At 68.8% G+C, this 12,597-nt stretch carries 4 protein-coding genes; 1 reads left to right on the top strand and 3 read right to left on the bottom strand.

Features of this window, described 5'->3' with window-relative positions:
• Positions 1–92: 92 nt before the first annotated feature.
• Complete coding sequence (locus ACZ470_RS36155) at positions 93–1,637, bottom strand: caspase, EACC1-associated type (protein WP_468434183.1); 1,545 nt, start codon at positions 1,635–1,637, stop codon at positions 93–95.
• A gap of 14 nt (positions 1,638–1,651) precedes the next feature.
• Positions 1,652–2,056, bottom strand: coding sequence for a hypothetical protein (locus ACZ470_RS36160; protein WP_468434184.1), 405 nt, complete (start codon positions 2,054–2,056; stop codon positions 1,652–1,654).
• A gap of 226 nt (positions 2,057–2,282) precedes the next feature.
• Between ACZ470_RS36160 and ACZ470_RS36165 the strand changes: the two genes are divergently transcribed.
• The gene (locus ACZ470_RS36165; protein ID WP_468434185.1) at positions 2,283–3,374 is read left to right on the top strand and encodes a hypothetical protein; all 1,092 of its coding nucleotides are present in this window, start codon (positions 2,283–2,285) and stop codon (positions 3,372–3,374) included.
• A 98-nt stretch (positions 3,375–3,472) separates the two neighbouring features.
• Here ACZ470_RS36165 and ACZ470_RS36170 read toward each other — a convergent pair whose 3' ends face one another.
• On the bottom strand, positions 3,473–12,505 hold the full coding sequence (locus ACZ470_RS36170) for a golvesin C-terminal-like domain-containing protein (protein WP_468434186.1): 9,033 nt from the start codon (positions 12,503–12,505) through the stop codon (positions 3,473–3,475).
• Positions 12,506–12,597: the final 92 nt, after the last annotated feature.

Here is a 12,597-nt window from a genome sequence, read left to right on the forward strand (position 1 = left end):
GTATGGGAGCGCTCCCACCTCGCTCGTGAGGGGAAGGTAGCGCCGAGCGGCGCGGTTGTAAACGGCTGGCACACAGGAAACTTGATGGGCAGTCAGCCGGAGGCGCCGATCACCCGCTCGACGTGGTCGCCGGCCTGCCCTCCCTCGAAGAGCCGGACCGCCTCCACCAACGCCCGCACCCCGCCCGGGACGTTGATCGCGGCGCGCACGACGCCCACCACGTCCTCCCGGAGCCGGACGCCCCGCAGATCGACCGGGCGGCCCAACTGCTCCCCCAGCACCGCCGCGAACTGCTGCCGGCCCGCCGCGTCCTCCATGCACGAGAGCTCGCACAGCGCGTCGGCGACCCGGATCAGCAGGCTCGGGCCGAGGCTCTTCGGGGGGACGTCCTCCGGCTCGAGCACGCGCCGCACCTCGGCGGCCGCCGCCGCGCCCTCGAAGACCTCGACGGCCGACAGCAGCACGTACTCTCCACCAGGCCGGCTCAGTGCCGTCCGCACGATCGCGACGACGTCCTCCCGGAGCCTCACTCCTCGCACGTCGACCCGGCGGCCCAAGTGCTCACCCAGGACCGCCGCGAACTGCTGCCGGCCGGCCGCGTCCTCCATGCACGTCAGCCCGGTCATCACCTCGGTGAGGGCGGCGAGCGGGGCCCGGGGCCGCCTGGGAACGGGGTCGGGGGGCGGGGTCGCCGGCGGAGCGGGGTCGGGGCGCGGGGAGGCCGGCGGAGCGGGGTCGGGACCCGGGGACGCCGGCGGAACGGAGTCGGGACCCGGGGACGCCGGCGGAACGGAGTCGGGACCCGGGGACGCCGGCGGAACGGAGTCGGGACCCGGGGACGCCGGCGGAACGGGCGGAGGAGGCTCTTCGCCGGCCTCGCGCCCCCGCGGGAGGGCCGGCAGCACCGACCGCGCCACCACCACCCCGCGCTCCACTTCCGCCCACATCTGCGGGCGCTGCGCGGCGCGGGCGCCGAGCAGTTCGTCGTACACGTAGTCGTACAGTTCGTGCACGCCGATCAGCCCGTCCCGGTCGCGGTCCGCCTCTCCGGTGCGGAGCCCTTTGACGACGGCCGCGGTGAACTGCGAGGGCTCCGGGTCCAGTTCGGTGACCCGCTCGCCCTCGAAGGCGTACTCGGTGCGGTTGGTGGCGGTGAGCACCGCTCGGCCGTGTCCGGCCAGTTCGTCCTTGACGTGGACCGTGGTGTCGCCCTTGGCGCCGGCCAGGAAGGCGCCGCTGTAGCAGCAGTCCAGGAGCAGGACGATCGACCGTGCCCGGCAGGAGCGCATCTGCTGGTGCACGAACAGGGCGGGGACGGAGGTGGAGGCGAGCAGCCGGCGATCGGTGTCGGCGGCGGCGAAGTGCAGTTCGCCGTTGTTGTTCTTGAGGCCGTGGCAGGAGATGTGCAGCAGGAGCAGATCGTCCCGGCGGCGGTCGAGGAAGAAGTGCTCGATGGCCTGGGTCACGTCCCTGTGGCGGCCGTCGACGACCATGCTCACCTCGAAGCCGCCGATCTTCGGGTCCCCGAGCACCTCCGCCAGCGCAAGGGCGTCCCGGGCGGGTGAACGCAGCTGTCGCAGGGCCTCGTTGTCGTACCGGCCCGTCGCGACGAGCAGCGCGTAGCGGCCTGCGGACACGGTCGTACGTTCCCTCAGTCGCCCTGGCCCGGTTCCGGCTCGCCGTCGCCGTGCGCGGCCAGGAACGCCTCGATGAGGCGCTGCTGATCGGCGGAGGAGACGGCCTCCAGTTCGAGGCTGTCCTCGCCCAGGGTGAGGGCGACCGTACGCACGGGACGGTTCTCGATCCACGTCCGTACGACGTCCAGGACCGAGCGCAGCGCGATCGGGGCCATGGTCACCACGAGGGCTCCGACGGCGATCGCGTCGGCCGGCTTGGCGCCGGCGGGGATGTCCCCGGAGCGGCTCGGTTCCACGTCGTCCACGTCCAGGTCGAGCAGTCGCTCGCGCAACCGAAGCGTCAGCTCGTCGAGTTCCTCCTGGTCGCTGTCCTGACGCCCGGTCAGGACGAGACGCATGCGCTGTGTACCGCGGCTCACCGCCACCCCCGTCACCTCGTGGTGCCCCAGCGTACAACGGGGAGCACGCCGCGCAGCATGTACTGCGACGTGCTCCCACCGCACGGTGGTTCTGCGGGATCTCGGCCGAGTTCTCCCACCGCCGACGCAGCACCTCAACACGCGCGGCACGGCGAGTCAGCGTGTCATTGTCGCCTGGTGCATGACGGCACGCCGCCTGCCACTCGGGTGTGGAAGCATGCCGTCCATGTCCACCGATCCCCTTGACGCGGCCGCTGTGGCACACGCGGCCCGCCTCGTTGCCACGGTCCCCACTCCCCTCGGCGCCGCGGACGCCGACGCTCCGCGCATCCAGTACGGGCCCCGCCACAGGCTGCTCGTCCAGCGCGGGGACGACGAGCTCGCCGTGGTCGGGCTCGGCCCGACAGGACAGGAGCACGGCGCCGAGTTCCGCTTCCCCGCCCCCTGGCCCCGGCCCTTCGGCGATGTCACCGTCTCTCCCACGGGCGACCTCGCCGTGTTCAGCGGCGTGCACGCCGTACGGGCCGTGGACCGGACGGGCAAGGTCCACTGGGAGCTCCCGCACGGGTGCTGGTCCGCCGCCAAGTGCACGGCGGTCCATGCCTCGTTCGAGGAGTACGCGGACGACCCGCGGCATCGGCGCGCGGGCCGCGGTTCCGCCGCGTTCAGCCCGGACGGCACGCTGGTGTGGGCCCATGTGCGGCACGCACAGGACTGGCCGCACGAGGAGTGGCTGGTCCTCGACGCGGCCGACGGGTCGGTGCTCGGCCGGACCAGGACCTCGACCGTGGGTTCGGCGTCCGCCCACTTCCCGCACCCCGACGGCTCGCACATGGGACTGACCGTCGGCGAGGGGCATGAGGACTCCCCCTCCCTGTGGGGGCATTGGGACGGTGCCGACCTGGGCTTCGAACGCATCGAAGGGGTGCTGCTGCAGGACGTCAGTCCGTCCGGCGGGCACTTCCTGTGCACGGATCCCGGCCAGTGGGCGCTGTATCTGCACGAGTCCCCCGGCGCGCAGGAGGACGGACGCCTCAACGCCAGGGATGTCGTGCCACCCGCGCCGGGTGAGGACATGGCGCGCTGGGATTACGAGGGCGCCTACCCCTACGAGGACGGTGCCGTCGTCAGCACCGATGGGCACACCGCCGAGCCCCGTCACTGGCTCGTGGACCCGGGCGCACTCGCCCTGCGCGGGCGGATCGTCTACTCCCTGCCGGTCTCGGGCAGCCCATGGCCGGCCGGCCCCGGCCTGTGGGCCACCCTCGCCGAGGACCGCACGGCCGTGCACCTGTGGAGTCTGGCCGACGCGGGCTGAGCGCGTCCCGCGACGCGAACGCCCGGCCGGGGAGGCTCCCCGGCCGGGCGTCCTGCTTGCGTGTCCGGCGGCGCCACTGGAGGTGGCGCCGGTGTCTCCTAGCGCCTCAAGCGCCAGAACGTCCGGAAGTCGGTCTTGTCGGCCGCTCCGCCGAACACCTCACCGTCGAGCTTCATCCTGCTCTGCTCGACGAGTGGTGCGCAGATGTCGGAGCACACGTTCTTCGACGTGCCGCCGTACAGCACCTCGTAGTCCGGGTTCTCCTCGAGCCACCTGAACACCGATTCCTCGGCGTGCTCGTAGGCGGGATTGCCCTTCTTGGTCACACGTCCGGGCACCAGGTTGCCGGGCACGAACGACTGGCCGTCGAAGAGCTCCAGAAGGTCGCCCTTCTGACCGGAGCTCATGCCCACCTTCTCGATGATGTCGTTGGTGCCCTTCTTCCGGACCCCGATGACCGCGACGGTCACCATGGACTCCTTGAAGAAGTGGAGCTGACCGGCGAGTTCCTGGGCGCGCTGCTGCGCCCTGACCGCCTCGTCCTTGTAGCCACAGTTGTGGACCAGGACCGCGGCGGTACCCGACCCCACGTAGTACGTGTGGACGCCCTCGACCGACAGGTTGTAGACCCTGGCCGAGCGGTGGGCGGTGTCGACCGCACTGATCTGGACCCAGGTACCGGCCGAGGTCTGCAGCCACATACCGGACTTGAGGTCCTTGGCCGGGACCCACTTGCCGAAGTCCGGGAGCCAGTACAGGTGCGCGGCCGTCGAGGTCAGCTTGAGCGCCTTGCCCTTGCCGCCGGAGTCGACGGTCAGGGTCACGAGGTCCTTGGTGCCCTCGTGATCACGCGTCTCGGTGACCACCCGGGCCCGGGTGTCCCCGGTCTCCGGGTCGGTGGCCACGACCAGGTCGCCGACCTCCAGCTTCTCGATGGCCCGGGTGGTGCCGTCCGCGAGGACGACCTGGGTGCCCGGCAAGAAGCTGTTCACCTTGCAGGCGGATGCCTGCGGACTGTCCGGCGACTTCGTCGTCGGGGCGTCCGCGCCGTCCGCCTTGCGGGTGTCGCTCGCGGCGTTCGCCGCGTCACCGGTGTTGTCCACCGTCTTGCGCACGTCGTTGGCGGAGTCCACCGCCTCGACACCCTTCTCGACGTAGCGGCCGGCCTTGATGGCGGTGGCCCCGTACCCCGCGAGCGGGATCGCCGAGGTCAGCGACAGTGCGGCGTCGACATAGTTGCCCTCGGCCGCGTACCAGATGCCGTTGGCGACGTCGGCGACCTCACCGACGACGGGGACCAGGCCGACCACGTCGAGCGCGGCATGGCCGATGTCCGAGAGCGAGAGACCGAACAGGTGCCCGTCGAGCTCGACGAAGCTGATCGGGTTGCCGCCGGCGAACGCGTACCGGTTGCCGGTGAACGGGTCGGTGGCCAGGGACATGTCGGCCAGGGCGCCGCTGTACGAGTCCCGGGTGAGGAAGCGGTTCAGCCCCGGGTCGTAGTTGCGGAAGCCCATGTCGTACGTGCCCGAGGCACCGTCCCAGCGCGAGGAGTTGAAGCGGAACGAGTTGTAGTCGCTCTTGCCCTCGGTGCCACCGTCCGGCTTGTCCGCACCGGTCATCTGGGACGAGTCGTCCGAACCGTAGGCCGTGTAGCCGTACGTGGAACGGGTCTTGCCGTCCTCCTTCGTGATCGCCTCGACGTCACCGCGCGGACTCGTGACGTACTGCGAGACCTCCTTGCTGCCGTCGTCCTTGTGCTTGATCTGCGTGGCGCGCTGACCACCGGCTATGTACTGGTAGTCCTTGTCCGCCTTGCCGTCGACCGTCTCGCGCAGGAGCGTCTTGTCCATGGCGAGGTAGGTGAACGCCGTGGTCTTGCCCTGGTCGCCCGAGGTGGTCTGGGAGACCGTCCGGTCGAACGGGTCGTAGACGTACGAGGTGGTCACCGCGGTGGCGCCCACGCCCTGCCGGACCTTCGCCTCACGGTCGAAGCCGTCGTAGTAGTGCTTCTCGACGGTCTGACCGCCGGTGCTGACGGTGTCGAGCCGGCCCAGCGGGTCGTAGTTGTAGGTGGACGTGACCCCGCCCGAACTCGCCGACAACAGGCGGTTGCGGTCGTAGCGCTGGGTCGTGGTGACGTCGTCCACCGTCTGCTCGACGATGTTGCTGTTGCGGTCGTAGCGGTAGGACTCGGTGGACGCGTCGTCGCCGCTCTTGGTGACCTTGGTGATGCGGTCCTGCGGGTCGTAGTCGAAGGTGTACGTGTTGTGGATGTAGGCCGAGTTGTCATCGGCGTTCATCAGCTTCAGGACGTCCTTGGAGCGGTGCCCGTTGGGCGAGTACTCCAGGTCGTGCTGCGCCACCACGGTGCCGCCCGAGGTCTTCTCGAGCGACTGCTCCACCGACCCGTCGGGGTAGTAGCGCATGTCGAGCGTGTTGCCGTTGGGCTTGGTCTGCTTCAGGAGCTGGCCGCGCCCGGTGTAGGTCATCGTGGTGATCTGCTGATCGCCCGCGGTGGGCGCATCGGCGTTGGTCACCTTCTTGACCAGGTCGCGCTCGTCGTACTCGATCTTCGTCCAGGTCAGATCGTGCGTGGACGTGACGGGGTTGCCGTTCTCGTCATAGGTCAGCGAGGTGGTGTTCTTCACCGTGCCGCCCGCGTACTCCTCCACCTTGGTGATGTGGTTGAGGCCGTCGTACGAGATCTTGTACGTGTCGATCTTCGCGCCCGGCGAGAGGTCACGGACCTCGGTCATGTTGCCGTTCGCGTTGTAGCTGTAGGTGAAGTCCTTCTTCTCGTTGTCCGTTTCACCGGAGTTCGAGCGGACCAGTTTCACCGCGTCCGCGAGCACCGTGCCATTGGCGGCGTCGGTCAGCGTGACCTTCTGCGGACCGTCCTCCACGAACGCGTAGGACCCGAGTGAGACCCACGTGCCGGTGTTCGCGGTCTGGTCGACGGTCTTGGTGGTGCTGCCGCCGTCGTGGTCGACCTTGAACTTGGCGTCCGAGGCGGCGCCCGTCATCTTCGGGTAACGGACGAACACCTCGTAGGTGCCGTTCTGCGGGATGTTCAACTGCCAGGACAGCGACGAGGTGCCGGTACCCGCGGGGTGCGAGTACGTGTCGTAGCCGTACTGCTGCTCGGCCTGCGTCCGCGACCAGTTGCCCTGGGTCGCGGTGTTGTTGAAGTCCGAGCTGTCCACCAGGACGACCTGGTTGCCGACCGGCACACCGTCGTCCGAGCGGGCCTTCTTGTTGCCCGACGGGTAGTAGTCCCACGTCATGGTGCGCTGCTGGGAGCCGCCTGCCGAGGTCAGCGTGTTCTTCGTCTGCTGGCCGAGCTTGTTGTACTCGTAGGCCGTGGTGATGTCCCACGGGTCCTTGGTCGTACGTGTCCAGCCGTTGTCGAAGTACGTGTACTCGGTGACGTTGCGGACCGTCTGGCCGTCCGACGGGGGAGCCGAGACCGACTTCAGGTTGCCGACGGAGTCGTACTCGTAGAACACCGAGTCCGGTGAGGCGTAGACCGCGTCGTCCTTGTCGTAGGGCGAGCGCTCCTCCTTGACCCGGTTCAGCTCGTCGTAGACCGTCTCCGACATGAAGTCCGTGTCGTCGTCACCGGTGGCGACACCGCGCGGGGTGATGGTCTTCGTACGGTTGCCGACCTGGTCGTAGGCGTACTTGGTCGTGCGGTAGGTGATGTCGCCGGAGGTGTCCTCCTTGACCGGCACCTTGGACTCCACGAGCGCGCCGCGTTCGTCGTACGTCGCGAGCGACTCGTTGCCCTCCGCGTCGGTCTGCGCGATCTGGAGGCCGTCCTTGTCGTAGCGGACCGAGGTGGCCCACCCCAGGGCGTCGACCGTGCGCTTGACCCGGTGGTTCAGGTCGTATTCGTAGCGCGTGGTGTAGTCGTCGGGGTTCGCTGTGGCGTTCTTGCGCGCGTCCACGACCTTGACGACGTTGCCGACGTTGTCGTACTCCACCGTCGCCTTGTTGCCCTCGGCGTCCACCATCTCGATCGGCTGGTAGATCGCGTCGAACTTGGTGGTGGCGGTGTAGTCCCCCTCGGTCGCCGTCAGGTTGCCCTGTGCGCCGGTACCGGAGACGAGGTTGCCGACCTTGTCGTAGACGGAGGTGGACTTGCGCACCGGACCGCCTGGCTCGTCGGACGGCTTGACCGACTCGATCCGCTGGTCCGCCTTGTCGAACACCGCCGTGGTCTCGGTCCCGTTGGGGGCGAAGGCCTTGGTGATGTTGTCGTTGGCGTCGTAGACCGGCTCCGGCGTGACGATGAACTCGCCTGCCTTCTGGTCCTTGGGCTCGCGCTTCTCCAGCGGTCTGCCGAACGCGTCATAGGCCTGGGTGACCTCGGCGCCCTGGGCGTTGGTCACCTTGGTGACGTTGCCTCGCACGTCGTAGACGAAGTGCGAGGGGTTGCCGGCCGCGTCCGTGATGGTCTTCGGGTAGCCCACCGCCTCGAACTCGCCGTACTGCGTGGCGTGCCCGTTGGCGTCGGTCTCCTTGGTGACCTGGCCGTACTGGTCGTACTCGGTACGGCTGGTGTAGTCGCCCTCGGTGGCGGATGCGACACCCTTGGGGTCGGTGACCGAGGTCAGGTTGCCCTTGGTGTCATAGCCGAACCGGTAGGTGCGGCCCTCCGGGGACTTCTTCTCGAAGAGGTCCGCGATATGGCCGTCGAGCCCGTAGGAGTACGTGAGGGTCTGCGCCGCGGTGCCGTTCTTGTTGGCCTCGGCGTCCTTCATTTCCAGCGGATAGCCGGTCCTGGTGTCGTACTTCCACGTGGTGACCGCGCCGTTGGCCTCCTCCAGGCGCGTCACGTTGTTGTCGGTGTCCCAGGCCGTCCTGGTGGTCTCGGACTTGGCGTTGGTCATCTGGGTGGCGCGGCCGTACCCGTCGAGCACGTACTGCGTGTCGTGGTTCTCGGCGTCCGTCACCTTGGTGTTGACGACCGAGCCCGACGTGCCGTCCGGATCGGTGTACACATAGCCGGTGGTCCCGCCCAGGCGGTCCGTCAGCGTCTGCGTGTTCCAGTGGAACTTCGGGTCGTCGCCCTCGCTCGGGTAGTAGTAGTCCAGTGAGGTGGAGTTGCCGCGCGGATCGGTGACCTCGACCAGCTTGGCGTTCTTGTTGCCCTGCTCCATGTCGTACGTGAAGCGGAAAACCTTCGGCTGCGCGCTGCCCGCACCGTCGGTGAGGGTGGTGAGCAGGCCCTTGTCCGAGTACTCGAAGGTGACCTTCCGGCCCGAGATGTCGGTCATCGACTTGACGTGGTCGATGATCTTCGGGCTGGTGGTGTCGTCCTTCGTGTAGTACTCGACCGTCAGCGACTGACGCGCGGCAGGGTCCTCGACGTAGGTGAGGAACTTGACCGGCTTGTTGTTCGACTTGCGCTCGGCGTACGTGTACGTCTGCGTGTTGCCGTTCTTGTCGACGATCGACGTCAGGTAGCCGTCGCAGTCGAAGAAGAACTGGGTGCGGTCCGGCCGGGTCAGCGACCAGGCCTTCGGGTCGCCGTCCTTGTCCGGTGTGCAGTCCACGCCGGTGCCCTGCCGCAGCAGGTAGTGCACACCCGCCGGCGCCAGCCACGTCCCGTCCTCCTGCTTGCGGAAGACGTGGGCGGTGCCGTCACCGTCGGGGAGTGTGACCTCGGTCGGGTGGGGGTTGGGGTGGAAGTCCAGCGCGGCGCCGAGACGCAGCGGCATCGCGGTCTGAGCCGACCAGCCGTGGCCGAGGACCGTGTCGGAGGTGTCCTGGGAGTTGTACGCGAACCGGGCGAACGTGGAGATGCCCCGGCCCGGGTTGGAGAACGCGTTGTACTGCCAGACGCTGTTGCCCGCGTACAGGTTCGTCATCAACGACGAACCCGCGCCCGTGTTCTTGCCCGCGTACGAGTAGTACTTCTCCAGGCCGAGCTGGTTCGACGTCGGGTCCTCGGTGCGGACGTTCTGCGCCAGCGGGGCGATGGACTCCGACTGGGACAGCCAGGTGCCGGTGGTGGTGTTCTTCAGGTCCCACTTCAGCACGTAGTCCAGGCGCTTGTTGCCCGAGTCCGAGTTGATCGGGGCCTTCAGCTTCGCCGGCACGGTGACCGAGTCGCCGGGCAGAACCTCGTCCGGCAGCGCCGTCTGAAGCTGGTTGCCGCCGGTGGTGGCGTCGGTGCCGTCCGGGAGCGACCAGGTGTAGGACAGGGCATGGCTGCCCGCCGCCCAGGTGCTGGTGGTGGTGTTGGTGAGGGTGACGTCGACGGTGTACTCGTCGCCCGGGATCATCCGGGACGGCGTGTACGGGGCGTGATAGGTCGCCTCTGTCGACTTCGTCAGGTACGTCACGACCAGCTGCGGGCGCAGCTGCGGCTCCTCGGCCTCGGAGGAGAGGAACAGCGTCCGCTCGCGCGGTCCGCTCGTCGACTCGTCGCGCAGTCTGACGGCGACGCCGTGGTTGCCGGCCGGGTCGGATATCCAGCTCTGGGCCAGCGAGGTGATGGACCAGGACTGCCGTGCCGGGTCGTTGGTGACCGTGCCGACCGTGTCGGAGACGGTGGCGTCCATGTCGCCGCCGGCGGTGGTCCACGAGGTGGTGGAGTTCGCCTTCGTCCAGGACGCGGTCGCCTCGTCGAAGTCGCGCGTCAGACCGTGCGCCTCGTAGATCGCGCCGTTGGAGTCGGTCGACGTCTGGAAGCCCCACATGTTGAGCTGCGCATCGAGGACGCGGGCGTTGCCCGGGATCTCGCCGACGCCGGGGAACTTCAGCACGGCACGGGTGTTTCCGTACGTGGCCGAGTTGTTGCCCACCGACAGCCACGGGTGTGCGACACCCGCGTCGGTGAGCGTGTCGTGGCCGGTGGACGGCTGCGCCGAGGAGAGCGTGGTGTCGCTCTGCCCGGACTGCAGCACCACCGTGGTGCGGCCTGCCTTGGGCAGACGCACCAGCTCCGTGACGGACGGGAGGATCCGCCCGTCACGGGTCTTCACCGCGACCATGTAGTAGTACGCGTCGCCGAACTCCTCGGCGGAGTCGACCGGGGTCGGCCGGGCCGAGGTGTCCGTGTACGTGCGCGTGTCCTCGTCGACCGGGGAGACCAGGGTCTGCGAGGACGGCGTGAAGTGCTGGAAGACGCTGCGGTGGACCTGGTACTCGGCGATGTCGTCGCCCGGCGAGGTCGACGGGTCGGTGTACGCGGGCCAGCTCAGCTCGGCACCGGTGGAGTGGATGACCTTCGGCGGATTGACGTCGACGCCCCGGTCGCCCCAGGTGAGGACCAGCTTCGGGTAGTTGGCGACCTCGCCCTTGTAGGCGTACTCGGCGGCCTCGTACCGCGGGCCGCCCTTGGGGGCGCTCGCGGACTCGTCGGCGGCCTTCACCACGAAGCCGTGGTTGTCGTAGGTGCCGTCGAGCCACTGCTGGACGGTCTTGGTCACCGGGAAGGAGTGCCAGGTGTTGGACTCCTGCGGCTGCTTGGTGACCACACCGCCCTTGGTGAAGCGCACCGCGTCCGCGAGGACGGCCGTGGAGGTCGAGGCGGGGCCGTCACCGAGCACGACCTGGCCGGTGGTGCCGGCCTTGAACGGGTGCTTGCCCAGCGGCTTCCAGACGCCTTCGGTGCCTGCCCGCTGGTCGACCTGGTAGGTTTTGCTGCCGCCGTCGTACGTCACCGTGTAGGGCGCGTTGCCGGCGCGGTCGGAGGCCGGGACGTAGTGCACGTCGACCTGGTACTCGCCGTCCTCGGGAAGGCTCGGCCGCCAGGTGTACTTGTCACCCGCCGTGGCGTCCTTGTTGTACCGGTAGTCCTGCCCGATCGCGTACTGGGTGTACGCGGTGTTCCCGGAGGTGGGCCAGGCGCCCTGGGCGGCCGTGGTGCCCGAGTCGCCGTCGTCGACGAGGACGGAGGTGCCGGACAGCTCACCGGTGATGCCGTTGGCGTTGTTCCAGGTGGCGCCCGCCTCGGTCCACGCCGCGGTGGCCCGGTGGGCCTCCAGCTGGACCTCGGTGGCGCCGGTGGTGTGCGTCTGGTCGTAGTACAGCTTCAGATCGGCCGAATCCAGCCGCGTGCCGGCGGGTATGCCGGACAGCCCGAACCTCAGCAGGGCACGCGACGTACCGGTGCTGGTGTTGCCGACCGACAGGCGCCAGAGGTCCGCGTAGTTGGCGCTCGGATCGTCCGAGGAGATCATCGCGTCCGCGGACTGCGACGGAGTCGGCGCGATCGTGACGGTCGGGTCGACCGTCACCGGGTACTGGCGCTCCGGTGCCGCCAGCCACTTGGCGTCCGGCTTCAGGCTGATGCCGTACGAGCCCTCCTTGCCGGACAGGGCCTGGCGGACGGCGTCGGTGCCGTTGGTGCCGTACGCGGAGCCGGCGTTCTTCTTCGCGTCCGTCATGAACGGCGCGGGGATCACGAGAGCGGGTGCGCCGATTGGTGAGTTCTCGCCGTACAGCGAGATGGTGCCGTTCTTCTCCGACTTGGCGGTCAGGCCGCCCGTGGTGAGCGTGAACTCGAAGGACGGGGTGCCCTTCGGCCGCTCGTTGAGGACGATGTCCTCCTTCACGCTGCCGTTGCCGACCGTGTAGGAGAGATCGATCCCCTGGCCCAGGGCGTCCTTGTAGGTGACCTTGTTGCCGTCGACCGCCGGGGTCAGCTTCGCGGCACCGGCGTCCTTCAGACCGATGGCGACCCAGTGGCCCTTGTCGAGCTCGAAGCGGACCAGCTCACCCGGGCGTGAACCGAAGTAGGTGCGGGCGAGGTTGGTGGTGTTCGCCTTCTCGAAGCCCTTGCGGTCGGTGTCGGTGACCGCGGTGTCGATCGGCTTCCACTCGGCGTCCTTGCCCTTGCCCGTCTCGTAGGCGGTGGGCATGGCCGAGACCTCGGACTGGACCCGCCCGTCCGACATGCGCCAGTGACGGGAGTACGGTGTCCGCCGGTCCGTCAGCTCCTTGACGCGCTTGGCCTTCGGCGCGTTCCGCGCCTTGGCGAGCTTGTCACTGGCCGGGACGTCGGTGTCGGGGAGCTGTGGCGGGTCGGCCGGTTCGGCGTCCCCGTCGCCGAAGAGACCGCGGAGGCTGTCGGCGAGCCGTCCGGTGTCGGGTGGTGCCGCGAATGCCGGTGTCATCGGTGCGACGGTCGCGAGGACCGCCAGCGCCGCACTCGAGGCCAAGAGCCTTACGGCCCGTGGTCTGTACATCGGTTTCCCTTCGGAGGAAC

It is taken from the genome of Streptomyces sp. NPDC031111, from assembly GCF_055570675.1.